Annotated in this window: 25 protein-coding genes and 5 tRNA genes; 21 read left to right on the plus strand and 9 right to left on the minus strand. The window is 30.9% G+C overall.

Annotation, left to right across the window (positions count from 1 at the left end):
* Together HMPREF9943_RS05800 and HMPREF9943_RS05805 are read left to right on the plus strand one after the other, a co-directional pair.
* The gene (locus HMPREF9943_RS05800; RefSeq protein WP_004803003.1) at positions 1–1,890 is read left to right on the plus strand and encodes an extracellular solute-binding protein; all 1,890 of its coding nucleotides are present in this window, start codon (positions 1–3) and stop codon (positions 1,888–1,890) included.
* 147 nt (positions 1,891–2,037) lie between these two features.
* Positions 2,038–2,331 carry a DUF898 family protein gene (locus HMPREF9943_RS05805; protein WP_004803005.1) on the plus strand — a complete coding sequence of 98 codons (294 nt, stop codon included), beginning with the start codon at positions 2,038–2,040 and terminating at the stop codon, positions 2,329–2,331.
* Positions 2,332–2,407: 76 nt separating this feature from the next.
* Here the strand turns inward: HMPREF9943_RS05805 and HMPREF9943_RS05810 are convergent.
* Both HMPREF9943_RS05810 and HMPREF9943_RS05815 read right to left on the minus strand, forming a co-directional pair.
* Positions 2,408–2,490 (minus strand) — tRNA-Leu (locus HMPREF9943_RS05810).
* A 5-nt stretch (positions 2,491–2,495) separates the two neighbouring features.
* Positions 2,496–2,571, minus strand: a tRNA-Lys gene (locus HMPREF9943_RS05815).
* Positions 2,572–2,713: 142 nt separating this feature from the next.
* Here HMPREF9943_RS05815 and HMPREF9943_RS05820 point away from each other — a divergent pair.
* From HMPREF9943_RS05820 to HMPREF9943_RS05835, 4 genes are all read left to right on the plus strand, one after another.
* Positions 2,714–3,370 carry a response regulator transcription factor gene (locus HMPREF9943_RS05820; protein ID WP_004803007.1) on the plus strand — a complete coding sequence of 219 codons (657 nt, stop codon included), beginning with the start codon at positions 2,714–2,716 and terminating at the stop codon, positions 3,368–3,370.
* Complete coding sequence (locus tag HMPREF9943_RS05825) at positions 3,367–4,362, plus strand: sensor histidine kinase (protein WP_004803009.1); 996 nt, start codon at positions 3,367–3,369, stop codon at positions 4,360–4,362. The genes HMPREF9943_RS05820 and HMPREF9943_RS05825 overlap by 4 nt, the downstream gene beginning before the upstream one ends.
* A gap of 74 nt (positions 4,363–4,436) precedes the next feature.
* Complete coding sequence (locus HMPREF9943_RS05830) at positions 4,437–5,195, plus strand: ABC transporter ATP-binding protein (RefSeq protein WP_004803012.1); 759 nt, start codon at positions 4,437–4,439, stop codon at positions 5,193–5,195.
* A complete protein-coding gene (locus HMPREF9943_RS05835) occupies positions 5,185–7,224 on the plus strand; it encodes an FtsX-like permease family protein (protein ID WP_004803015.1) in 2,040 nt (679 codons plus the stop codon). Before HMPREF9943_RS05830 ends, HMPREF9943_RS05835 begins: the two co-directional genes overlap by 11 nt.
* On the opposite strand, the gene HMPREF9943_RS05840 is transcribed toward HMPREF9943_RS05835, so the two are convergent.
* A complete protein-coding gene (locus HMPREF9943_RS05840) occupies positions 7,221–7,997 on the minus strand; it encodes a hypothetical protein (RefSeq protein ID WP_004803016.1) in 777 nt (258 codons plus the stop codon). The two genes, HMPREF9943_RS05835 and HMPREF9943_RS05840, sit on opposite strands and share 4 nt — an antisense overlap.
* A gap of 534 nt (positions 7,998–8,531) precedes the next feature.
* On the opposite strand from HMPREF9943_RS05840, the gene HMPREF9943_RS05845 reads away from it, so the two are divergent.
* On the plus strand, positions 8,532–8,939 hold the full coding sequence (locus tag HMPREF9943_RS05845) for a GNAT family N-acetyltransferase (RefSeq protein WP_004803022.1): 408 nt from the start codon (positions 8,532–8,534) through the stop codon (positions 8,937–8,939).
* An 8-nt stretch (positions 8,940–8,947) separates the two neighbouring features.
* On the opposite strand, the gene HMPREF9943_RS05850 is transcribed toward HMPREF9943_RS05845, so the two are convergent.
* The gene (locus HMPREF9943_RS05850) at positions 8,948–9,751 is read right to left on the minus strand and encodes a putative RNA methyltransferase (RefSeq protein ID WP_004803024.1); all 804 of its coding nucleotides are present in this window, start codon (positions 9,749–9,751) and stop codon (positions 8,948–8,950) included.
* 79 nt (positions 9,752–9,830) lie between these two features.
* On the opposite strand from HMPREF9943_RS05850, the gene HMPREF9943_RS05855 reads away from it, so the two are divergent.
* The 8 genes from HMPREF9943_RS05855 (at position 9,831) to HMPREF9943_RS05890 (ending at position 15,489) form a co-directional block, all read left to right on the plus strand.
* Complete coding sequence (locus tag HMPREF9943_RS05855; RefSeq protein ID WP_004803026.1) at positions 9,831–10,097, plus strand: hypothetical protein; 267 nt, start codon at positions 9,831–9,833, stop codon at positions 10,095–10,097.
* Positions 10,084–11,061 carry a tetratricopeptide repeat protein gene (locus HMPREF9943_RS05860; protein ID WP_004803027.1) on the plus strand — a complete coding sequence of 326 codons (978 nt, stop codon included), beginning with the start codon at positions 10,084–10,086 and terminating at the stop codon, positions 11,059–11,061. The genes HMPREF9943_RS05855 and HMPREF9943_RS05860 overlap by 14 nt, the downstream gene beginning before the upstream one ends.
* Complete coding sequence (locus HMPREF9943_RS05865) at positions 11,048–11,776, plus strand: TrmH family RNA methyltransferase (protein WP_004803030.1); 729 nt, start codon at positions 11,048–11,050, stop codon at positions 11,774–11,776. The genes HMPREF9943_RS05860 and HMPREF9943_RS05865 overlap by 14 nt, the downstream gene beginning before the upstream one ends.
* Before the next feature lie 212 nt (positions 11,777–11,988).
* Positions 11,989–12,429: a hypothetical protein gene (locus tag HMPREF9943_RS05870; protein ID WP_004803033.1), complete on the plus strand. Its 441-nt coding sequence runs from the start codon at positions 11,989–11,991 to the stop codon at positions 12,427–12,429.
* Positions 12,430–12,508: 79 nt separating this feature from the next.
* Positions 12,509–13,375, plus strand: coding sequence for a class II fructose-1,6-bisphosphate aldolase (fba, locus tag HMPREF9943_RS05875; RefSeq protein ID WP_004803034.1), 867 nt, complete (start codon positions 12,509–12,511; stop codon positions 13,373–13,375).
* Between the two features lie 94 nt (positions 13,376–13,469).
* Positions 13,470–13,874, plus strand: coding sequence for an RrF2 family transcriptional regulator (locus HMPREF9943_RS05880; protein WP_004803038.1), 405 nt, complete (start codon positions 13,470–13,472; stop codon positions 13,872–13,874).
* A gap of 131 nt (positions 13,875–14,005) precedes the next feature.
* Positions 14,006–14,938: a cysteine synthase A gene (gene cysK, locus HMPREF9943_RS05885; protein WP_004803040.1), complete on the plus strand. Its 933-nt coding sequence runs from the start codon at positions 14,006–14,008 to the stop codon at positions 14,936–14,938.
* Between the two features lie 50 nt (positions 14,939–14,988).
* The gene (locus HMPREF9943_RS05890; RefSeq protein WP_004803043.1) at positions 14,989–15,489 is read left to right on the plus strand and encodes a prolyl-tRNA synthetase associated domain-containing protein; all 501 of its coding nucleotides are present in this window, start codon (positions 14,989–14,991) and stop codon (positions 15,487–15,489) included.
* Between the two features lie 38 nt (positions 15,490–15,527).
* Here the strand turns inward: HMPREF9943_RS05890 and gltX are convergent, their stop codons facing one another.
* Positions 15,528–16,979 carry a glutamate--tRNA ligase gene (gene gltX / locus HMPREF9943_RS05895; RefSeq protein ID WP_004803044.1) on the minus strand — a complete coding sequence of 484 codons (1,452 nt, stop codon included), beginning with the start codon at positions 16,977–16,979 and terminating at the stop codon, positions 15,528–15,530.
* Positions 16,980–17,026: 47 nt separating this feature from the next.
* Between gltX and HMPREF9943_RS05900 the strand changes: the two genes are divergently transcribed.
* Positions 17,027–17,102, plus strand: a tRNA-Gln gene (locus HMPREF9943_RS05900).
* Between the two features lie 55 nt (positions 17,103–17,157).
* Here HMPREF9943_RS05900 and HMPREF9943_RS05905 read toward each other — a convergent pair.
* Positions 17,158–17,233 (minus strand) — tRNA-Glu (locus tag HMPREF9943_RS05905).
* Positions 17,234–17,386: 153 nt separating this feature from the next.
* Between HMPREF9943_RS05905 and HMPREF9943_RS05910 the strand changes: the two genes are divergently transcribed.
* Together HMPREF9943_RS05910 and rpmE are read left to right on the plus strand one after the other, a co-directional pair.
* Complete coding sequence (locus HMPREF9943_RS05910; protein ID WP_004803046.1) at positions 17,387–18,661, plus strand: UDP-N-acetylglucosamine 1-carboxyvinyltransferase; 1,275 nt, start codon at positions 17,387–17,389, stop codon at positions 18,659–18,661.
* Between the two features lie 105 nt (positions 18,662–18,766).
* Positions 18,767–18,970: a 50S ribosomal protein L31 gene (gene rpmE / locus HMPREF9943_RS05915; RefSeq protein ID WP_004803048.1), complete on the plus strand. Its 204-nt coding sequence runs from the start codon at positions 18,767–18,769 to the stop codon at positions 18,968–18,970.
* Between the two features lie 199 nt (positions 18,971–19,169).
* On the opposite strand, the gene HMPREF9943_RS05920 is transcribed toward rpmE, so the two are convergent.
* Complete coding sequence (locus tag HMPREF9943_RS05920) at positions 19,170–19,748, minus strand: cytidylate kinase-like family protein (RefSeq protein WP_004803050.1); 579 nt, start codon at positions 19,746–19,748, stop codon at positions 19,170–19,172.
* 113 nt (positions 19,749–19,861) lie between these two features.
* Between HMPREF9943_RS05920 and HMPREF9943_RS05925 the strand changes: the two genes are divergently transcribed.
* Entirely contained in the window at positions 19,862–20,614 is a 753-nt protein-coding gene (locus tag HMPREF9943_RS05925; RefSeq protein ID WP_004803053.1) for an MBL fold metallo-hydrolase, read from the plus strand.
* Positions 20,604–21,086, plus strand: coding sequence for a 23S rRNA (pseudouridine(1915)-N(3))-methyltransferase RlmH (rlmH, locus tag HMPREF9943_RS05930; RefSeq protein WP_004803054.1), 483 nt, complete (start codon positions 20,604–20,606; stop codon positions 21,084–21,086). The genes HMPREF9943_RS05925 and rlmH overlap by 11 nt, the downstream gene beginning before the upstream one ends.
* A 22-nt stretch (positions 21,087–21,108) precedes the next feature.
* Here rlmH and HMPREF9943_RS05935 read toward each other — a convergent pair whose 3' ends face one another.
* Entirely contained in the window at positions 21,109–21,768 is a 660-nt protein-coding gene (locus tag HMPREF9943_RS05935) for a methionine ABC transporter permease (protein ID WP_004803056.1), read from the minus strand.
* Positions 21,768–22,763 carry a methionine ABC transporter ATP-binding protein gene (locus HMPREF9943_RS05940; RefSeq protein WP_004803059.1) on the minus strand — a complete coding sequence of 332 codons (996 nt, stop codon included), beginning with the start codon at positions 22,761–22,763 and terminating at the stop codon, positions 21,768–21,770. Before HMPREF9943_RS05940 ends, HMPREF9943_RS05935 begins: the two co-directional genes overlap by 1 nt.
* Before the next feature lie 138 nt (positions 22,764–22,901).
* On the opposite strand from HMPREF9943_RS05940, the gene HMPREF9943_RS05945 reads away from it, so the two are divergent.
* Positions 22,902–22,985: transfer RNA gene (locus HMPREF9943_RS05945), tRNA-Leu, on the plus strand.
* Positions 22,986–23,120 lie beyond the last annotated feature (135 nt).

Below are 23,120 nucleotides of genomic sequence, written 5' to 3' on the forward strand. Positions count from 1 at the left end.
ATGCAGAAAAGAAAGAATTCATTTCTAAAGATTTTACTGGTTTTATCTATTATCTTCTTTTATATGCCTATTCTTTTTATGATGATATTTTCATTTAATAGTACCAAGTCATTAACTCATTTTACCGGGTTTTCATTAAAGTGGTATGAAGCTATGATTAAGAATCATAGTATGATGGAGTCTTTATATATTACAATTATTATTGCAATACTTGCGACATTGATTGCAACAATGATGGGAACTATTACAGCTATTGGTTTATCACAGTCAGGTAAAAAAATTAGACGCTTTATTTCTATAATAGATGATTTTCCCTTAATGAATCCTGATATTGTAACAGCTATTGGCTTTATGCTTTTATTTATTACTTTAAATATATCAAAAGGCTTTATAACATTACTGCTTGCTCATATAGCATTCTGTGTTCCTTATGTTATTTTATCAGTTATGCCTAAAGTAAAATCATTAGATCCTAATTTAGCTGATGCTGCTATGGATCTTGGAGCATCTCCTGCCAGAGCTATTTTTCAGGTGATTGTTCCTCAGATTATGCCGGGTATTATTTCCGGGGCATTAATTGCTTTTACAATGTCATTTGATGATTTTATTATCTCTTATTTTGTAACCGGAAGAGGTATTAAGAATCTGAGTATCATGGTCTATACAATGAGTAAGAGGGTTAATCCGAGTGTCAATGCAATCAATACAGTTATTGTATTACTGATTACAGCAGTTCTTATTATTGTGAATATAAGACCAATGATTAAAGAAAAAAGAATGAATCAGTCAAAAGATCTGGTAATCAAAAAGAGATGGCCGACCTATTTAGGAAGCTTCGTGATTGCATCTGCTTTAATTATTTCATTATTTGGAATTAATAGTGTTTCTAAAAAACCGTTTTCCGGACAGACTCTGCATATTTATATGCCTGGTGAATATATTTCTGAAGATGTGATTACTGAATTTGAAAAGACTACCGGAGCAAAGGTTGTTATGGATAACTTTGAATCTAATGAACAGATGTATATTAAAGTAGCTAATGGAGAATCTTATGATTTATTAATACCTAGTGATTATATGATTCAAAGATGTATACAAGAGAATCTGTTGATGAAAATAGATCGCAGTAAACTGGATGATACATTTAATGTTTTAAATCCATCTATTCTTGATCTTTCATTTGATAGAAAGAATCAGTATTCCATACCCTATTTCTGGGGTAGTGTTGGTATTTGTTATGATAAGAGAAAAGTATCATTAGATGATTTAGAGAAACAAGGATTTAATATCTTTTTGAATACTAAATATAAAGGACAAATTTATTTATATGATTCAGAAAGAGATTCGTTTATGATGGCACTAAAAGCTTTAGGCTATTCTATGAATACTACGAGTAAAAAAGAACTCAATGAAGCATATAACTGGTTGGTTAAGTCAGTTAAAACAATGAGTCCGGAAATTGTAACAGATGAAATTATAGATAATATGGCACATGCCAGAAAAGCATTAGGATTAGTTTACTCAGGAGATGCTGCTTATATTATGGGTCAAAATAAGAATATGGGATTCTATCTTCCTAAGTCAGGTACGAATATTTGGACGGATAGTATGTGTATTCCTAAGAATGCTCGTAATGTAAATTTAGCTTATGAATTTATGAATTATATTACTGAGGAACAGACAGCTATTAAGAATTCAGAATATGTTGGCTATACTTCACCTAATAAAGAAGCCGCTTTACAGCTTTCACAGGGAACATTTAAGGGCAATAATGCTTATATACCAAGAGAGAACTATAAAAATGATGAAGTATTCCAATATAATGAAAAAACAAGAAAAGAAATCGCAAATTTATGGTCCGGGGTTAAAATATCCGCCAGCAATAACTAACAGCCTGTTAGTTACTGTCTGTATTACATTTGATGTTTATGAGTTTTTAGCAGGTATTTGACAAGAGATTCTTTACAAAACGTAGAAATAGGTAAAATGAATCTGCAAACAGATGTTTGACAATGTAAATAAAAGGAGAATAAAAAAATGGATAGTTATTTTGATGGGGGATTAATAGAACTTATATTTTATAGAATATTGGGAATAGCCATAACAATAATAACATTAGGAATATGCTTGCCTTGGGCTTATACATTAATATACAGATGGGAAATTAATCATACAGTAATTAATGGGCATAGGCTTCATTTTGATGGAACAGCTGTTCAGTTATTCGGTAATTGGATTAAATGGCTGATCCTTACTTATATTACATTTGGTATTTATGGATTTTGGGTAGGTATTAAATTAAGACAATGGAAGATTAAGCATACACATTAATAAATATATTAAAAATAAGACCATTAGGCATTTGTCTAATGGTCTGTTTATAAGCACATATGTGCTGATTTATAAATGGTGCGGATGACAGGACTTGAACCTGCACGCCGAAGCACTAGATCCTAAGTCTAGCGTGTCTGCCAGTTTCACCACATCCGCATGGATGGTGACTCGCAGGAGATTCGAACTCCTGACCCTCTGATTAAAAGTCAGATGCTCTACCGACTGAGCTAGCGAGTCACTGCTAAAAAGAACCATTGCTAATATAACATTTATGTATATTCTATGCAAGCTTTTTTTAATAAAAGTGATATTAAGTATAAAGAGTTTTCCTTTGCATAAAAAAGACTTTCTTTTATAATAGGAAAAGGAGGCTATGATTATGAAAATTATGATTGTAGAGGATGATATAACTATTCGGAAAGAGTTAGAAATTTTATTAAAGAGTGCAGATTATGAAGTACTTATTCTTAAGGATTTTGAACATTCCTTAGATTATATCTTAGAGAATAAGCCTGATTTATTATTATTGGATATTCAAATACCTTATTTAAATGGAGAAATGCTTTTAAAGCAGATTAGAAAGCACACACAGATGCCTGTGATTATGGTTACCAGCAAGGATAATGAAGCTGATGAAGTACTCTCTATGAGTTATGGAGCTGATGATTATATTACTAAGCCTTATAATCCTACTTTATTGTTACTTAGAATACAGGCTGTCTTAAAGAGAACTGCTACTAAACAGGATTCTTATTATCATGATATTTATGTAGATCTTAATAAAGGAATATTAAGTACTTCTAATAAAGAGGTTATTCTGACAAAGAATGAAATGATTATTTTTAATTATATGTTTAATCATTTAGGTCATATTGTAACAAGAGATGAGCTGATGACTGATTTATGGGATAATAAAGAATATGTAAGTGATAATACCTTAACTGTGAATATCTCCAGATTAAGAAATAAATTAAATGAATTGGGATATAAGGATTCTATTGTAACAAGAAAAGGACAGGGTTATTTATTATTATGAGCTATTTAAAAGATCATTTATGTCATATAGGTGCTATTATCATTTTAATGATATTAGAATATTTTATGGGCAGAGTATTTTTTATTGATGAATCTTATTTAATAGCACAGATAGTATTAACGCTTATTGTATTTACCGGTATGATACTTTATGACTATTTTAGAAAGATTCCTTATTATCATAAGTTTGAAGAAAGACTACAGGAATTGGATCAGAAATATTTAATTATTGAGACAATGCAAGAACCTTCATTTTATGAAGGGAAGATCATGTATCATTCTTTATATCAGATTAATAAATCAATGAATGAAAAGATATATGATTATTTTAGAGAAGTACAGGACTTTAAGGAATATATAGAGGTGTGGATTCACGAAGTGAAGACACCTATTTCCAGTCTTTCTTTAATGTTTCATAATTTAGGGAATATGAGAGCTGTTTATCAGCTTAAGAAAATAGAGAACTATACACAGCAGGTTCTTTATTATTTAAGAAGTCAAAGTACAACACAGGATTATATTATTAGGGAAGTATCATTAGATGAATGTGTTAATCATGTATTAGTAAAGAATAAAGATGAATTACTGGGATATCATTTTCAGTTAAAGATAGATCATTTATCATCATCGGTGATGAGTGATAATAAATGGCTTGAATTTATTATTAATCAGATTATTTCTAATTCTATGAAATATAGAAGTGATTTTCCTTATATTAAAATAAGCTGTAAAGAAGATGCTCAGCAGACTGTTTTAAGCATTTATGATAATGGGATAGGTATTAAGTCAAGTGATCTGCCTTTAATTTTTAATAAGTCATATACAGGTATGAATGGACATATAGAAACTAAAGCTACAGGGATGGGACTATTTATTGTTAAGAAATTATGTGATGCTTTAGGACATGAGATAAAGATTGAATCAAAAGAGAATCAATATACATTAGTTAGTATTATATTTCATAAAAATGATTATTATGTGACAAAATTGTAAGATTAAATCATATTAAACAAACGACTTGCTTTATCAATTACTATAGACTAGGTGATGAAAGAGAGGAAATAACTATGAATATTTTAAAAGTGGAACACATTGAAAAATATTATGGAAACAAATCAAATATCACTAAAGCTATAGATGATCTTTCTATGAATGTAGAAAAAGGTGAGTTTGTAGCAATTATGGGAGCAAGCGGTTCGGGAAAGACAACTTTATTAAATTGTATTTCTACTATTGATCGAGTGACAAGCGGACATATTTATGTGAATGGATTAGATATTACTTCTTTAAGAGATAAGCAGCTTGCTTCTTTTAGAAGAAGAGAACTGGGATTTATTTTTCAGGATTTTAATCTGATTGATACTTTAACAGGATATGAAAATATCTCACTGGCTTTATCTATTTCTCATCAGGAAAAAGAGATGAAAGAAAAGATAGAAAAACTGGCACAAGAATTGGATATTAAAGATGTTTTAAATAAGTATCCTTATGAGATGAGTGGCGGACAGAAACAGAGAGTTGCCGCGCAGAGAGCCTTGATTACTGCACCGGCACTTATCTTAGCTGATGAACCGACAGGATCATTAGATTCCAAGTCATCTAAATTTTTATTAGAAAAAATGAATTTTTTAAATAAAGAACATGATGCAACAATTTTAATGGTTACTCATGATGCTTTAAGTGCCTCTTATGCCTCTAGAGTTATTTTTATCAAAGATGGAAAAGTTTTCCATGAAATCTATAAAGGAGAAGATGATAGGAAAACATTTTTCAATAAGATCATTGATGTTGAAACATTACTGGGCGGTGATTTAAATGATTTTTAAATTAGCTTATCGCAATATCCGAAAAAGTATCAAAGATTATGGTGTTTATTTCTTTACTGTTGCTTTAGGTGTTGCTATTTTCTATGTTTTTAATGCAATAGAAACACAAACTGCTATGATGAAGATTTCATCAGATCAAAGAGAAATTATTCGTCTGATTGTTGCTGTTCTTTCAGGAGTCAGTGTGTTTGTATCAATGGTTTTAGGTTTCTTAATTATCTATGCCAATCAGTTTTTAATTAAACGCAGAAAAAAAGAATTTGGAATCTATTTGATTTTAGGAATGACTAAACAGAAAGTCTCTTTTATTCTCTTTTTAGAAACACTTATGGTAGGTACATTGTCTTTAGTAACAGGGTTATTATTAGGAAGTGCTCTTTCTCAGATTATGGGAATTGCTGTTGCAAATATGTTTATTGCGGATGTAAAGAAATTTGCTTTTGTTTTTTCTATGAAAGCTATGATAAAGACTATACTCTATTTTGGTGTACTATATTTACTGGTAATGATTTTTAATACATTATCCATTTCATCATCTAAGATTATTACATTATTATGTAAACAGGAAAATGAAAAAATAAGATTTAAAAATCCTATTATTTCAGCTCTTCTTTTAATTGCCGGCATTATTTGTTCTATCAGTGCTTATTATATGGTTGTTGATTCAAAAACCTTTTTTAAAATATTAAGATTAGGATCAAATTACGGTGAAGGTATACTTATTCCAATCGGATTAGGAATCATTGCAACTTTCCTTATTTTTTATTCAGGAACTACAATTGTTTTAACTATACTAAAACATACTAAAAGATATAATAGAAGATTAAATATATTTACTTTTAAGCAGCTATCTTCTCAGATGAATACCATGGTTGTTTCAATGTCTATTATCTGTATTTCTTTATTTATTACTATCTGTATGCTTTCTACCGCAATGACAATCAGACAAACTTTAAATGATCAGGCATCCGGCAAATCACCGGCTGATTACTGTGCTATTTTTTATACCAGGGATAAGAAAGATAGGAACATTCCCGAGCTATTGAAAAAAGCGGGATTTGATATTGATAAACAGTCAAAGGAATATATATATATAAAAGCATTCATTGCTTCTCAAAATGATATGAGCTACAAGGCTTTACTTGGTGATAAATATAAAAATTATGAAAAAGAATTAGAAACTATTAATAATGCCGGATGGTCAATGATGAGTATTAGTGACTACAATAAAGTAGCAAAAATATATCATCATAAACAGTATACACTTAATAATGAATATATGATCTTAACAGATTATGATATACCTGCCAGCTATCAGAATAAGGGATTAAAAGATAAGCCATCATTAACTATCAACGGCTATAAATTAGCTTCTAAATATAATTCTTGTCAGAATGGCTTTGTAAGTATGGATAAAGGTACAAATCCGGGTATTCTGATTGTTCCTGATTATGTAGTTTCGAAGATGAAGCCTTATACAAAACTGCTGATTGGTAATTATCATTCATCAGATAATAGAAAAACAGAGGATCAGTTTAAAAAATCTATAGATTCAATGATAACTAATAATCCCGAAGGTATCGGCGGTTATTTGCTTCGAAGCAAAATAGAAAATCAGCTTTCATCTGTAGGCTTATCTTTGCTGGCAACTTTTATCGGCTTATATATAGGAATTGTTTTCCTGATTTCTTCAGCAGCTATTCTGGCTTTAAAAGCATTATCTCATACCGGTGATTCATTAAATCGCTATGAAATACTTAAAAGATTAGGTGCGGATGATATGATGCTTAGGCACTCTCTATTTAAACAGATATTTATTCTGTTTATGATTCCGCTTATTTTAGCAATTATTCATTCAGTTGCCGGGATAAAATTCAGTATGTTCTTATTAACATCTACTGCATTAGTAAGTGCAAAATATCTCTTAAGCAGTACGCTTATGATTGGAGCACTATTCCTAATGATTTATGGTGGATATTTCTTTGTGACTTATCGTATGAGTCTGCATATGTTAAGGGAATCTAGTTAAACTAGATTCCTTTTACTTAATGAGATAATAAATAAACCTAACCATATACCTAAAGGAACACTATACATGATAAGAAAAATATAGCCTATCTTTAGAATCTTAAAGCAAATAATTATTATAACAGTAAATATTATTATATGAATAGGTACCGTTTTTTTGAGATAAGAAGAATCTTGTTTTCCTATCAGCCATAAATAAATAGGAATAAATAATAGTAGTCCTAAAGGTATCATATAAGTTTTCTGGATGATATCACTTGCAAGTATTCTTCTAAGATATATACCTGTTTTGGCAACAAGAGTATAATTAATGCTCATTGTCAGTATGCCCATATATGGTAAAACGAAATGAAGAGGCTTAGAGATATTAAAAGTCTTTTGATCTGATAAATATGACTGAATAAAAGTAAAGATAAATAGACTGCCCCAGACACTAACAGCCGGTGAAAAAATAATATTACAGTGATCAATATAACCAATGAACTTTAATCCGACCATAATTAATATGATAAAAATAAAAAAATGAATCAGATTATTTCTTCTGATTGTTTGCTTATCTAGATAAGCATTGCTTTTTATATAAAGATAGATAGGTATAGATAGACATATACCGGCTATTAATCCTAATACTATAACAGTTAATTCATAATTTAAAATACTATGTGTCTGATGTCCATTATTATACCAAAGATAATAACGAATGATAATATAATGAAAAATAGTAATTAAACAATAACCGATATAAGGCATAGTATAATGAGAATATTTTTTCATAATAGTCATCTCTCCTATGAAGATAATGTTCTAAAAAATGAGTGAGTATCAAAATATATTGTGTCCTTACCGTAATCCCATTTACATATTAATTGAAATGAACAAGAAAAATCTACACTAGAATAATTAATACTATCAATTGTTAATTTTAATGATAATTTGACTATTATTATTTAATGCAGTTAAAAGGGCTTTATATAAGTAGTCATTTTGCTTTTTGGCATTAGTAAGTTTTAATGAGCCACTGATTATAAATAAGAAACTTAATAATACTATAACAATTTTTTTAAACATATACTTTATCACTCCTTTTTTTATCGATGAATTGTTAAAATGTGGGATTTAATTGTACATTTTGAATCACCTTTCTTTTCTATTATATTATATGATGAACAACTTATATTTATCTTAATATTATCATAGTATGAAACCGATTTCAATATAAAAGCTAATTTTTTATCAAGAAACTATTTAATAGTCTATTAGTTTATTTTTATAAACAATTATTCTATACTGTAAAAAAGGAGATTGGCTATGGAAATAAAGATCTATGATTATTTACATCAGGATGTTAAGAATATTAGAGAACAGGTATTTATAGAAGAGCAGGGATTTAATGAAGAGTTTGATGATATTGATCAAGCCTGTTTCTTTTTAGTTGTTTATGAAAATAAGTTGCCTTTAGGAACCCTAAGATATTTTAAAGAGAATGATAAATGGTATATTGGCAGGGTAGCAGTTAAAAAAGAAGCGAGAGGAAAACACTTGGGAAGTCTTTTAATGGATAAAGCAGAATCTTTATTAAAGCATCAAACAGATAAGATTTATTTAGAGGCACAGGTAAGAGCTTCTCATTTTTATGAGAGTTTGGGTTATAGGAAGACAGATCAAACTCATGATGATGAAGGGGTTTTACATGTATTAATGTATAAGGAAATATAAAAATCCTCTTAGGGCTTATAGATAGTGATTTTTATGTCAATAGTAACATCAAGATTATTAAGTGTATCTAAGATATAACGCTTATCTTTCTTGATATGATAGTAATGAGGTGTCATCTTTAAGAGATTAAGAGTATCTTCTTTATTACCGATAGATATTTTCTTTATAAAATCATAGCTTTCTAATATGTTAAAGGGCTGTCTGATAAATTTATCAGATTTATTTATAATTTCATCATAAATAAGATGTTTTATTTCAAGAAGATGGTTTCTGTTAGCTGTAACATGTATCATATAGCCATCTTTTTTTAGTGTTCTTTTTATTTCATCACTATTCACAACTGTAAATAATGCCATAATAACATCCAATGAATGATCGGTAATCGGAATATTCTTACTATTAGCAACCATCCAGGTAATGTCTTTGTCATATCTTGTTGCCATATCAATAGCTGTCTTAGAGATATCTAAAGCATAATAATGATGTGTATTTCCTAATATTTCTTTTGCTTTCTTGCTGTAGTATCCTTCTCCGCATCCGAGATCTAATAGATTTAATGGATGAGAGGTATGCTGTTTTATATAACGAGTACATTCTAATAATATAGGATCATAGTATCCTTTGTTTAAAAAAGCTCTTCTGGATATCAATGATTCTTTAGAATCACCCGGATGATTTGTAGATTTATCAGGATTTAATAAGAGATTAATATAACCTCTTTTTGCTATATCATAACTATGATGATTCATACATTGATATGTTTTATCAGTCTTTTTCAATTCTAAATGACATTTAGGACATGCTATACTCATAAGATACCTCTTTTTTTGATACATTATAGCATATTTCCATTTTAATGGAAATCAGGTATAATACTTGTGGGTGATACGTATGAGATTATTTAAGAAGCATAAAATAGATTATAATCTTCAGTTTAAAGAACAATATAAATCATTGAATAAAATACATCAGCAGTCATTAGATGAACCTGATTATAAAATTAAAGCATCATTATTACAATTATGTATTGTAAAGTATCAGCAGTTATTAGATTTAATAGATAAGGGAGCTTCTTTCGATAGACATCATATTGAAACATTAAAAAAATCATGTGAGAGAGAATATAAAGAAGTTAAAGAGATTAATGAAAATATATAATACTAAAATTAAAGAGTTATGTTTAGATTTAATTGATAAAGAAGATTTAACAATCTTATGGAATATAGAAGAGTTTGAGGAAAAGATTAACTCTTATTCATTAGATTATTATGAAGAATCTTATTTAATGGTAGAGGCTTTAAAAGCAGGAGCAGCAGATCAGCTTATTTTAAATAGACATATTTCTATTAAAGATCAGGTGGATTATTTACATACTTATCATTCTATGGATGAAAATGATGCTTTGTTTATAGTAGCTATGATGAATGATATTATTTATCATATAGACTGGAATATAGAGATTATTAATTTAGAAGAAGCTTATCAGTATGCTCTAGAGAGAGATAGTATTAAAGATTTAAGAGTGATTGCTTTTGCTTATTATGATGGTTTAGGTGTTATTCAGGATTATGAAAGAGCTTATGAACTGTTTTTAAAATTAGAGTATTTAGGTGATGATGAAAGCTATTATTATTTAGGTATGATGAATGAATTAGGTTTAGGAACACCTGTTAATAAAAAACAGGCTATTGATTTTTATCGAAAGGGTGCTTCTTTATCAGAGAATGAATGCCTTTATGCATTAGGAAAGATAGAAATGAATCAGGGAAATGTGAATGATTCTGTTGAATATCTAAGTGATAGTGAAGATCCTAGAGCTTATTATTTATTAGGAGAGTATTATCGAAAGAATAATGATTTTTTTAAAGCTTATACATTTTATAAGAAAGGATCGGTATTCTTTCATAAAGAATGTCTTTATAAATTGGGATATTGTTATCAGTATGGAAGCGGAACGGTTATTAATAAGGATAAGGCTATTCAATGTTATAGCTATGCTTATTATTTAGGTGATAGATCCTCGGCTGAAGCATTAGTATATATGCTTGAGGGTATTAATGAAGATCACCGTTATAGTAAAGAATTATTGAATCAGTTAAGAGGACAGTATGAAATTATATAAAAAAGGAAGTCAGGAATCCTATACTTTGGGTGTTTTTCCAACAATAGAACTATTGGAAAGAAAACCTCAGATAGTAAAAAGAGTAGTTGTAGATAGTACTATTACAGAAAATAGAGGATATCCTAAAATTAAGGAATTGTGTAATCTGTATCATATCCCTTTAACGGTACATAATCAGACGATTGCTAAGCTATCCCCTAAAGATAATTGTTTTGCAGTAGGTATATTTAATGTTTATGAAGATGCTTTGATGGATGATAATCATGTTGTCTTAGTTAATCCAATGGATATGGGGAATTTAGGGACTATTATCCGGACAATGACCGGCTTTGAATATTTTAATCTGGCAATTATTGAACCTGCCTGTGATTATTTTAATCCAAAAGTTATCAGAGCCAGCATGGGATCATTATTCTCAATACATATTCAAAGATTTAAAAGTTTTGATGATTATTATAGGAAATATCCTAATCATGAATTTTACCCTTTTATGCTCAAAGGAGCAAAAAATATTCATGATCTTCAAACAAATAAAAAACATTCATTGATTTTTGGAAATGAGAGTAAAGGATTGGATGATTCTTATTTAAAAATAGGTCAGTCTGTATTTATTCCTCATTCTCATTTGATTGATTCTTTAAATTTATCTCAGTCAATAGGAATAGGTTTATATCATTTCTCTAAAGATAAATTTAAAGATAAGAAGATATTGTAAAAGCTTTTTAGTAGGATGTAGAAGAAGTTTGTTAGACGAATACGATATATTCTCTTCTAATGGAAATAGAAAGATGGTATGGATGATGGAACTTGATATTGGCAACAGGATAAAGAAAAGGATCTGACTCAAAAATAGAGAACTCTTATCCTGATATTACCGGGATGAATGTTTGCTGTATTTTTTGATTATTGGCTGAAAGGAGAAAGCAAATGGATAATAAGCATTTAAAAAAGAGTATGAATACTGTTAAAAGAAATGATAGAAAATCAAAACTGATGATTATCTTATCTTATTTAATAATATGGGTATTTTCAATGATTGTCTTTTGGTTTTTTACAAGTGATACTGATGTTTTGGGATTTTGTTTGCTATATTTATGGATTATTTTTCCTGTTACATCATTTGTCTTATCTGTTATTATAGGTAAGAATGATTATTGGGGGCATAAGAAATGGTTGGTAAGTTTATTTTTCGGTATTATGTATATGTTGGCAGAATATGGAACTTTCAGTATGGCCAATAACATTTCTTCTAAGCATCTTAATGAACCTGAATGGGGAATGATATTAATAATGGGGAGTATTTCTATTATTGGCTTGTTTATTGGAGACTTTTTTTATCGAATGAGGAATAAGACTGATAATTTCTAAAAATATTACTGTAATACTTTAAAACATGGCTAAAAAAGTGTATGATGAACTCATAAAGAAAGAAAAAGGAGAGATTAAAATGGGATTAGTATCAGCAACAGAAATGTTAAAGAAAGCTAAAGCCGGTCATTACGGTGTAGCACAGTTTAACATCAATAATTTGGAATGGACAAAAGCTATTTTACTTGAATGTGAAGAATTAAAGGCTCCGGTAATTTTAGGTGTATCTGAGGGTGCAGCTAAATATATGACCGGCTTTAAGACAGTTGTTGCGATGGTTAGTGCGATGGTTGATTCATTAAATATTACTGTACCGGTTGCTTTGCATCTGGATCATGGAACTTATGAAGGATCTAAGGCTGCATTAGAAGCCGGATTCTCTTCAATTATGTTTGATGGGTCTCATTATGGAATTGAAGAAAACGTAGAAAAGACTAAGGAAATTGTAGCATTATGTCATGCTAAAGGTGTTTCAGTAGAAGCAGAAGTTGGCGGCATCGGCGGTGAAGAAGATGGTGTTGTTTCAACTGGTGAATGTGCAGATCCAAATGAATGTGCACAGGTAGCGGCTTTAGGTGTTGATTTCTTAGCTTGCGGTATTGGAAATATCCATGGTAAGTATCCTGCAAATTGGGCCGGATTACAGTTTGATGTATTAGCAGCTATTCAGGAAAAGGTAGGAGATTTGCCATTAGTATTACATGGCGGTTCCGGTATTCCTGATGAACAGGTTAAGAAAGCTATTAATTTAGGTGTATCTAAGGTTAATGTTAATACTGAATTGCAGCTAGTATTTGCAGCAGCTACTAGAAAGTATATTGAAGAAGGCAAAGATCAGCAGGGTAAAGGATATGATCCTCGTAAATTATTAAATCCTGGATTTGAAGCTATTAGAGCCGGTGTAAAAGATCGTTTAACTTGCTTTGGTTCAATTGGAAAAGCTTAATAAGTAATTTAAGGAATCGGATAATCCGGTTCCTTTTTATTGTACATTAAATTACCCTATTATATAATAGGTTTATAGAAAAGGAGATGTTAGTATGATGATATCATCTAAAGGACGTTATGCTCTTAGAGTTATGATAGACTTAGCAGAGCATGATCCGCAAAGATATATACCTCTTAAAGAAATAGCGCAAAGACAGAATATTAGTGAAAAATATCTTGAAATAATCATTAAATCATTATCAAAGAATCATTTTGTAGAAGGACTAAGAGGGAAAGGGGGAGGATATCGTTTAGTGAGAAAACCGGAAACATATACAATCGCAAGTATCTTAGAAATTAGTGAGGGAACGTTAGCTCCGGTATCTTGTTTATCTGATGATTCTCAAACATTACCTATCTGGGAAGGATTATATAAGGTTGTTAAAGACTATTTAGAAAATATTACATTAGATGAATTAACGGAAGCCGGACATATAGGGAATGATTATATTATTTAATAGTAAATTCATCTGTTTATATTGGATAAATATTTTTATCATTTTATTTGCATAAGAAATAACAGAGGTATATGATTACATATATAAACATATAAACCTATTTGTTTTTAGGGTAATAAAGGAGAAATACTATGTCAAATATTTATACAAGTGCAGATCAGTTAATTGGGCATACACCATTATTAGAATTAACACATTTAGAAAAGAAATATCATTTAAAGGCAAAGTTGCTGGCAAAGTTGGAATATTTTAATCCGGCAGGGAGTGTTAAAGATAGAATCGCAAAGAAGATGCTTGATGATGCAGAAGCTCAGGGATTAATTGATAGTGATACAGTGATTATTGAACCTACATCAGGGAATACAGGAATTGGTCTTGCCAGTGTAGCTGCAGCAAGAGGATATCATTTAATTATTGTAATGCCGGAAACAATGTCTATTGAAAGAAGACAGCTTATGAAGGCTTATGGAGCAGAGTTGGTTTTATCAGATGGGGCTACCGGTATGAGCGGTGCTATTCATAAAGCTAATGAATTGGCTGAAAAATATCCTAATCATTTTATTCCGGGACAGTTTGATAATCCGTCAAATGCTGCTGCTCATTATGAGAGTACCGGTCCGGAGATATTTGAAGATACTGATGGTCAGGTTGATTTCCTGGTAGCCGGTATTGGGACCGGAGGAACTATTACCGGTACAGGTAGTTATTTAAAAGAAAAGAAGCCGGGTATTCAGGTTATTGCAGTAGAACCGGAGGGCTCTCCTGTTTTATCACAGGGACATGGAGGACCGCATAAGATACAGGGAATCGGTGCAGGATTTGTACCTAAGGTATTAAATACAGATGTTTATGATGAAATTATTACTGTTTCTAATGATGATGCTTTCCAGCTGGGAAGAGAGATCGGACAGCATGAGGGAGTACTTGTTGGTATTTCATCAGGTGCAGCGGTTAAAGCAGCTATTGAAGTGGCATCAAGAGAAGAAAATGAAGGTAAGATGATTGTTGTTATTTTACCGGATACAGGAGATAGATATCTTTCTACACCATTGTTTGAAATATAAGAAAACTCATCATTTGATGAGTTTCTTATATAGTAAGTAAGGGAGAACTTATGAATAGAAAAGAGCGTACATATAAATTATTGAATAATTTGAATATAAGTTATCGTTTATGTGATCATGAGTCTATAGATACTATGGAAGGATTAAAAAAGATAGAAGATCTATTAGCTGTCTCTATCTGTAAGAATCTTTTATTGTGTAATCGTCAGCAGACATCTTTTTATTTATTGATGATGCCGGGTGATAAGAAGTTTAAAACAAAAGAATTATCCCATCAGATTTATTCCTCTCGCTTATCATTTTCTGATAATGAGCATATGCTTGAATACTTAGATATATTGCCGGGCAGTTTAAGTGTATTAGGATTAATGAATGATCAAGAGAATCATGTTCAATTATTAATTGATGAAGATATCCTAAAAAAAGATTATATAGGCGTACATCCTTGTGATAATACCAGTACTTTAAAGATAAGAATAGAAGATATTATTGAAGTATTCTTACCTTATGTAAAGCATAATTATCAGATTGTTCATTTGCTAGGGGAATAAATAAAAAGGTCAATGACATTAATGGTCATTGATCCTTTTTAGTTTTCCGGATTTTCTTTTACATAATCCTCTAAATCACTGATAGCCTGTTTTAATCTTTTAATTGTTTCTTCTTTACCTAGGATATGAGCGATTTCTACTGATCCTCCCGGAGTAAAGGCTTTATTAGATAAAGCAACACGAATAGGCCACATAATACGTCCATTCTTTAATTCCTGTTCTTTAGCAAGATTTATTTGCATATTCATCATGCCTTCATCATCACTATAATCTTCCCATGCTTCCATTGCAGGTAATGATAATTTTAAGGCTTCTAATGAATTATATGGATTTGTTTTCATCTTTTTATGAGTATAGATATTGGCATCAAAAGGAAGACATTCATTGATAAAATCTACAAACTCTTTTATATCTTCTTTATTCACTCTTTCTAAGCGAGGCTGTAATACTAATGAAACTTCTTTTAGATCCGCTTCTCTAGTAATGGTTTTTGGATAAAGATGCTTTATAGTATCATGGAATGTATCTAAAGACATCTTTCTAAGATAGACACCATTCATCCATTTAAGTTTAGTTTTATCAAAGATAGCAGGTGCTTTAGAAATACGATCTATTTCAAATTGTTTGATTAAATCATCTAAAGATAAGATTTCTTCATCCATAGGAGCCCATCCTAATAAAGCTATATAATTAATAATCGCTTCAGAAAGAAATCCTTCTGCTTTAAGATCTTGAAAAGAAGCATCACCATTTCTTTTAGAAAGTTTATGCTGTTCATCTTTCATAACAGGAGGAAGATGAATATATCTGGGAGGATCCCAGTTAAATGCTTTATATAAGAGATTATATTTAGGAGTAGAAGAAAGATATTCATTTCCTCTGACGACATCTGTAATACCCATTAAATGATCATCAACAACATTCGCAAAGTTATATGTTGGATAGCCATCACTTTTAAGTAATACATTATCATCTAAGGTATCACAAGGGACTTCAATATGACCATAAATCAGATCATCAAATGAAGCAGTTCCTGATTCAGGGATAGTCTGCCTAATAACATATTCTTCTCCGGCATCTAATTTGGCTTGAATTTCTTCTTTACTCAGATAACGATCCGGATCTCTCATTTCAAATGTCTGAGTATCTGATGTTTCTTTTTTAGAGAAAGAATAATGAGCTGCTCCAAGTTCAATAAGCTTTAAAGCATATTCTTTATAAATAGGTAAACGTTCTGATTGTACATAAGGACCGGTATCGCCCGGTTTATCGGGTCCTTCATCATAATGTAATCCGGTTTCATTTAATACATCATAAATAATCTGAACAGCACCATCTACTTCTCTGTTTTGATCAGTATCTTCAATTCTTAAAAGAAAATCTCCATTTTGATGTTTAGCAATTAAATAACAATATAAAGCAGTACGCAAATTCCCTATATGCATATAACCTGTAGGACTAGGAGCAAATCTTGTTCTGATTTTATTCATTTTCTTCTTTACATCTCCTTTGTTTTGTGTATAATAAACATTGTTGTTGGGGTATAGCCAAGCGGTAAGGCAGCAGACTCTGAATCTGCCATTTCACTGGTTCGAATCCAGTTACCCCAGCCATTTTTTATATAATGACATTTTAAAAAGAAAGCTTGGCTTTCTTTTTTCTTTTTTTTGGTAGTCCGTAGGGGGTTCGAACCCCTGAATGCTTGGATGAGAACCAAGTGTGTTGACCACTTCACCAACGGACCATGTGGTGTTAGTATAGCACAATTCATAGATAAGTAAAATATTAGTTTTAAAAAAAGGCGGATATATTTTGATTTTTTTTATGAATCTATTATAATTGGAATAAGTACGAGGGTCACATTCTATGAATGTTTTGATATATTAGGAGAAATAAGATGGCAAAAGAAGTAATTGCGATTGAGGGTGGACATAAATTAAAAGGAACTGTAAGAATCAGTGGAGCTAAGAATGCAACAGTAGCTTTGATTCCTTCGGTTGTTTTAGCACAGGAGCCGGTGGAAATATGCGGTGTTCCGGAAATATCGGATGTTGAAGCCTTAGTAATTTTATTGAGAGAATTGAATTGTGAAGTGGAGTTAGAGGGTGATACTTTAAGAGTAGATCCTACACATATGAAAAATAATCCTTTAACTAGTGAAGCAGTAGATAAATTAAGGGCTTCATATTATTTTATGGGAGCATTATTGGGTAAATATGGGGAAGTAACAATTAAGATGCCTGGCGGATGTTATCTTGGACCACGCCCTATTGATCTTCATTTAAAGGGATTTGAAGCATTAGGAGCTGTTATTGAATATCATAATGAAACAGGAGAATATCATTTAAAAGCGGATAATCTTGAGGGTGCTCATATTTATTTGGATTTTGCGAGTGTTGGAGCTACTATTAATATTATGTTGGCAGCAGTAAAAGCAAATGGAAGAACAATTATTGAAAATGCTGCTAAAGAACCGGAAATTATTGATGTAGCTAATCTTTTAACTAAAATGGGAGCTAAAATAAGAGGCGTTGGGACTGATACTATTACTATAGAAGGTGTTGATTATATGGGGGGTGCTAATCATGAGATTATTCCTGATCGTATCGAAGCGGGAACATTTCTGATTATTGCTGCTGCTATCGGAACAATGGTTTTAGTGCAAAATGTGATACCACAGCATCTGGATGCCTTGCTTTCTAAATTAAGAGAGATGGGGGTTGGTATGGAAATTATCGGTGATACTATTTTAGTATTTGGCGGACTTGATAATTTTAAACCAATAAGAGTAAAAACACAGATTTATCCGGGCTTTGCAACTGATTTACAGCAGCCTCTTACAAGTTTATTAACACAGGCCTATGGACAGTCAAAAGTCACTGATACTATTTATACAGCACGCTTTAAGCATTGTGAACAGTTAAATAGAATGGGTGCTGATATCACTTTAGGTGATGCTTGTTGTTATATTAATGGGAAGACACCATTACATGGAGCACGTGTAGAAGCCACTGACTTAAGATGTGGTGCGGCCTTAGTTGTAGCAGGATTAATGGCAGAGGGTGTTACTGAGATAAGTAATGTTTACCATATTGATAGAGGATATGATAGTATTGATCGTAAGCTGATTGCCTTAGGTGCTCAGATTTCACGTTATATGGTAGAAGACTGATAAAATAATTTTAAAAACTATTGTATTATTAAATTATTAGTGCTATTATACTAGAGCAACTTACTTTGGAGTAGCATATATTTCAAGGCGGAAGGAGAGACAACTATGAAACAGGGAATTCATCCTAATTACAAGAAGGTAAAAGTTGTTTGCACATCTTGCGGTACTGAATTTGAAACAGGTTCAGTGTTAGATGAGATTCGTGTAGACACTTGTTCAAACTGCCATCCATTTTATACCGGTAAACAGAGATTTGCGAGTGCAGATGGAAGAGTAGAGAAGTTCAATAAAAAATATGGTCTTAAGTAAGACTTCAAGGAGCTTAGGCTCCTTTTTTTACAATTTAAATGAAAAGAAAATTGGTTATCAGACTGTCTATTATTTGCAAGAGAGAGTTATTCAGACAGCTGTTTTAGAGAAATATAAAGATAATTAGATAAGAAAGGTATTTATATTATTAAGGTTTGTGGAGAAAAGAGTCAGTATTAAAAAAGAGGCAATGCCTCTTTTATAGTTTTCTATACATTTCAGCAATAATATCAGCAGTCTCATCTAATCCAAAATCGCTATTAATAGTTAAATCAAAGTTTTTTAGATGTCCCCATTTATTAGTAGTATAGTAGTTATAATAGTTAGAACGCTTCTTATCCATAGAGATAATCTTTTTCTTAGCATCTCCTTCATCTTCATGATACTCTTCAGATACTCTTCTCATACGAGATTCTAATGGTGCATGAATAAATACCTTTAAAACATTATCAAAATCTTCAAGAATATAGTCAGCACAGCCATTAACAATAATACATGATTCATTAGAAGCAAGATGTCTAATAACTTTAGATTGAGTCGCAAAGACTTGATCATTTAAAGGCATTTGAAAGCTTCCACCTACCATAGAATATAAGAATCCTGAACTTCTTTCCTGAGCAGCACGTCTGATAGTATCAATATTAAAACCTAATTCCTGAGCAGCTAAGTCAATAATCTGATTATCATAGTAAACAAGATCTAACTTTTCAGCTGTTTTTTGGGCAATAATTCTTCCTCCAGAGCCATACTCTCTAGCAATTGTAATGATTTTAGTCATGTCTATACCTCCTGCTTTTCTTTATTTTATCACAAAATAAGAGAAAAAGTCTTATTTTTATATAATTGCATCAAAAATATTTCATGATATAATGCACATATTAGGAGAAATATATGAAATATCATATTTTAGCAAGCGGATCAAAAGGTAATGCAGCCTTTATATATGAGAATAATACAGGTGTATTAATAGATTGTGGTATTACCAGAAAACAGCTGTTATTTAAACTTGATGAATTAGGGTATAGTCAGGATGATATCAGTTATGTTTTATTAACGCATGATCATAATGATCATAATAAGAATATTGGTATCTTTGATAAAGATATTGTTTATACTGCAAAAGGCAATATTAAAGAATTAGATCAGGAACATGAGCTTATACCTTATCAGGAATATCAGATGGGTCATTTTCATATTTTTGTATTAAAATTATCTCATGATGCAACAAATACTGTAGGATTTGTGATAAGAGGAGAAGAATCTTTTCTTTATATGACGGATACAGGATATGTTTCTAGGAAGAATAGACAGTATATTCAGGATTTGAATTATTATGTGATTGAAGCAAATCATGATATAGAAATGCTGATGAATACAAGGAGACCTTTATTCTTGAAAAATAGGATATTAGGAGATTTAGGACATCTCAATAATGAATATAGTGCTCGCTTAATGAATGAGATTATGGGAGAGAATACGAAAGAAATTATCTTAGCTCATTTATCACAGGAAGCTAATACAAAGGAATTAGCTTTACATACTTATTATGATGTTTTTGATGAGCTTCATAATTCTTTTGATAAAAAGAAAATTAGATGTGCAGACCAGTTTAAAATATTAACAGGTGGAAGAAATGACAATTAAGCTAATATGTGTAGGCAAGATCAAAGAGAAATATTTAAAAGCAGGAATTGAGGAGTATCAAAAGAGATTATCGGCTTATTGTAAGCTTAAAATTATAGAAGTAGCTGATGAAAAGATACCTGATAATCCTTCTTTATCACAGCAAATCATGATTAAGAATAAAGAAGGAGAAAAGATATTAAAATATATTAAAGATAATAAAGATTATATGATCCTCATGGATGTTAAAAGCAAAACCTATGATTCTGTTCAATTCTCAGAAATGATAGAAAATCAAATGATTAACGGTTATAGTACAATTGTTTTTGTGATTGGCGGATCATTAGGTCATAGTGAAGAACTATATCATAGAGCACAAATAAAAGTATCTGTTAGTCCGATGACATTTCCTCACCAACTTTTTAGACTTATGCTTGTTGAACAAATTTATCGTAGTTTTAAAATCATTAATCATGAAACATATCATAAATAAAAAGGAAGCTTTTACTTCCTTTTTATTGTCGTTTATCTACTTTTTTAGCAAGATAATTTCCTGCAAGCTGGAATATTTGTACAATAATTATAACCACAATAATAGCTGCCAGCATAACTTCTTTAACATATCTTAAATAACCATATCTAATCGCAACATCACCTAAGCCTCCGGCTCCAACCATGCCTGCCATAGCTACATAGCCGATGATTGAAGAAAAGACAATGGTTGTTCCAAGTACAAGAGATGATCTTGATTCAACAAGCAATACTTTCATTACAATCTGCCATGTTGAAGCACCCATTGCCTGAGCCGCTTCAATAACGCCGGGATCTACTTCTTTTAAAGACTGTTCAATCATACGAGCTATAAATGGAATAGCACTTACCGTTAAAGGCACAATAGCGCCTTTAACACCGATACTGGTATAAACAAGAGCTTTAGTGAAAGGAATCATCCATACTAGTAAAATCACAAATGGTATGGATCTAAATATGTTGACAATAATATCCAGTATAGTATAAACAGCTTTATTAGGCTTTAAACCATTCTTATCAGTTAAAGTAAGAATAATGCCTAATGGAAGACCGAAAGCATATCCTAAGATTGTACTGACAGCAACCATAATTAGCGTATTTCCTGTTTCAGGAATTATAAGTTGTAATATTTCATAAAAATTCATTACTGATTAACCTCCTTTACTGAAAGACCTCTTTCTTTAAGAAAAGCAATCATTTCAGATGGATCACCTTCACCAAAGTCAACAATCATATCTCCCATAGCTGAACCATGTACATCTCTTGTATTTGCATAGAGAATATTAACGGGTTTTTTAAATTTTAAGATTAAATTTGCGATAACCGGTTCAAATGAAGACTGTTCATTAAATACAATACGATACTGAACATTGGATTTTAATTCATCAGTAGTTCTTATATCATCGGATAAAATCAGTCTTTTTCCCACCTTACTTTGGGGATTCTTAAAGATTTCTTCAACAGTTCCTGTTTCCTGAACAGTTCCATCTTCCATGATTGCAACATTTTTACAGATATCCTGAATAACGGACATCTGATGAGTAATAATAACTATGGTGATACCCATTTCTTCATTAATCTTTGATAATAAAGCTAAGATAGAAGATGTTGTTGCAGGATCTAAGGCACTTGTAGCTTCATCACAAAGCAGTATTTCCGGATCACATGCTAAAGCACGAGCAATCGCAACTCTTTGCTTCTGTCCTCCTGAAAGCATAGCAGGATAGCTTTTTGCCTTATCTTCAAGACCAACGATCTTTAAGTAATCAATAGCTTTCTTATAGGCATCATTTTTACTGATACCTGATATTCTTAATGGAAAGCATACATTATCAATAACAGTTTTTTGCATGAGTAAGTTAAAGTTCTGAAAAATCATTGTAATTTTTTTTCGCTCTGCTCTTAATTCTTTCTCTGTTAAGTTTTTTAAATGAATTCCCTGAATAATGACATCACCATAAGTGGGTTTCTCTAAGAAGTTTAGACATCTGACAAGAGTACTTTTGCCGGCACCGCTCATACCGATGATTCCAAAGATATCTCCTTTTTCTATTTCTAAATTAACATTTTTAAGTGCTTCTACTTTTCCTTGTGTACTATAAAAGTGTTTAGATAGATTTTTAATTTCTATTTCTGCCATAAAATCCCTCCTATTAAAAATGTATAACGGTTTTCCCTTATATAAATATGCATAAATCTTATCTTATTAACTTTTCTTTTTCAACTATTTTATCTTGTATTGACAAATTATTTCTCTTTGTAGTATTATTCTTTATATGCTCAAGTGGTGGAATGGTAGACACGCTAGTTTCAGGTACTAGTGACTTATGTCGTGTGGGTTCAAATCCCATCTTGAGCACCATCTTAAAAATACCTTGATTTAATCAAGGTTTTTTAATTATTAGTTCTTTTTTATGATATAGTACAGAATATATTATTGGATATATGTAAGTGCTTTATTTTAGAGTTGATAGAATGCCTAAATGAGCGTAAAATA

This window comes from Eggerthia catenaformis OT 569 = DSM 20559 (assembly GCF_000340375.1).
In the GTDB taxonomy this organism is placed as follows: domain Bacteria; phylum Bacillota_I; class Bacilli_A; order Erysipelotrichales; family Coprobacillaceae; genus Eggerthia; species Eggerthia catenaformis.

Coding starts and splice junctions, on each gene's coding strand:
- HMPREF9943_RS05800 (WP_004803003.1), top strand. CDS start 1: ATGCAGAAAAGAAAGAATTCATTTCTAAAGATTTTACTGGTTTTATCT.
- HMPREF9943_RS05805 (WP_004803005.1), top strand. CDS start 2,038: ATGGATAGTTATTTTGATGGGGGATTAATAGAACTTATATTTTATAGA.
- HMPREF9943_RS05820 (WP_004803007.1), top strand. CDS start 2,714: ATGAAAATTATGATTGTAGAGGATGATATAACTATTCGGAAAGAGTTA.
- HMPREF9943_RS05825 (WP_004803009.1), top strand. CDS start 3,367: ATGAGCTATTTAAAAGATCATTTATGTCATATAGGTGCTATTATCATT.
- HMPREF9943_RS05830 (WP_004803012.1), top strand. CDS start 4,437: ATGAATATTTTAAAAGTGGAACACATTGAAAAATATTATGGAAACAAA.
- HMPREF9943_RS05835 (WP_004803015.1), top strand. CDS start 5,185: ATGATTTTTAAATTAGCTTATCGCAATATCCGAAAAAGTATCAAAGAT.
- HMPREF9943_RS05840 (WP_004803016.1), bottom strand. CDS start 7,997: ATGAAAAAATATTCTCATTATACTATGCCTTATATCGGTTATTGTTTA.
- HMPREF9943_RS05845 (WP_004803022.1), top strand. CDS start 8,532: ATGGAAATAAAGATCTATGATTATTTACATCAGGATGTTAAGAATATT.
- HMPREF9943_RS05850 (WP_004803024.1), bottom strand. CDS start 9,751: ATGAGTATAGCATGTCCTAAATGTCATTTAGAATTGAAAAAGACTGAT.
- HMPREF9943_RS05855 (WP_004803026.1), top strand. CDS start 9,831: ATGAGATTATTTAAGAAGCATAAAATAGATTATAATCTTCAGTTTAAA.
- HMPREF9943_RS05860 (WP_004803027.1), top strand. CDS start 10,084: ATGAAAATATATAATACTAAAATTAAAGAGTTATGTTTAGATTTAATT.
- HMPREF9943_RS05865 (WP_004803030.1), top strand. CDS start 11,048: ATGAAATTATATAAAAAAGGAAGTCAGGAATCCTATACTTTGGGTGTT.
- HMPREF9943_RS05870 (WP_004803033.1), top strand. CDS start 11,989: ATGGATAATAAGCATTTAAAAAAGAGTATGAATACTGTTAAAAGAAAT.
- fba (WP_004803034.1), top strand. CDS start 12,509: ATGGGATTAGTATCAGCAACAGAAATGTTAAAGAAAGCTAAAGCCGGT.
- HMPREF9943_RS05880 (WP_004803038.1), top strand. CDS start 13,470: ATGATGATATCATCTAAAGGACGTTATGCTCTTAGAGTTATGATAGAC.
- cysK (WP_004803040.1), top strand. CDS start 14,006: ATGTCAAATATTTATACAAGTGCAGATCAGTTAATTGGGCATACACCA.
- HMPREF9943_RS05890 (WP_004803043.1), top strand. CDS start 14,989: ATGAATAGAAAAGAGCGTACATATAAATTATTGAATAATTTGAATATA.
- gltX (WP_004803044.1), bottom strand. CDS start 16,979: ATGAATAAAATCAGAACAAGATTTGCTCCTAGTCCTACAGGTTATATG.
- HMPREF9943_RS05910 (WP_004803046.1), top strand. CDS start 17,387: ATGGCAAAAGAAGTAATTGCGATTGAGGGTGGACATAAATTAAAAGGA.
- rpmE (WP_004803048.1), top strand. CDS start 18,767: ATGAAACAGGGAATTCATCCTAATTACAAGAAGGTAAAAGTTGTTTGC.
- HMPREF9943_RS05920 (WP_004803050.1), bottom strand. CDS start 19,748: ATGACTAAAATCATTACAATTGCTAGAGAGTATGGCTCTGGAGGAAGA.
- HMPREF9943_RS05925 (WP_004803053.1), top strand. CDS start 19,862: ATGAAATATCATATTTTAGCAAGCGGATCAAAAGGTAATGCAGCCTTT.
- rlmH (WP_004803054.1), top strand. CDS start 20,604: ATGACAATTAAGCTAATATGTGTAGGCAAGATCAAAGAGAAATATTTA.
- HMPREF9943_RS05935 (WP_004803056.1), bottom strand. CDS start 21,768: ATGAATTTTTATGAAATATTACAACTTATAATTCCTGAAACAGGAAAT.
- HMPREF9943_RS05940 (WP_004803059.1), bottom strand. CDS start 22,763: ATGGCAGAAATAGAAATTAAAAATCTATCTAAACACTTTTATAGTACA.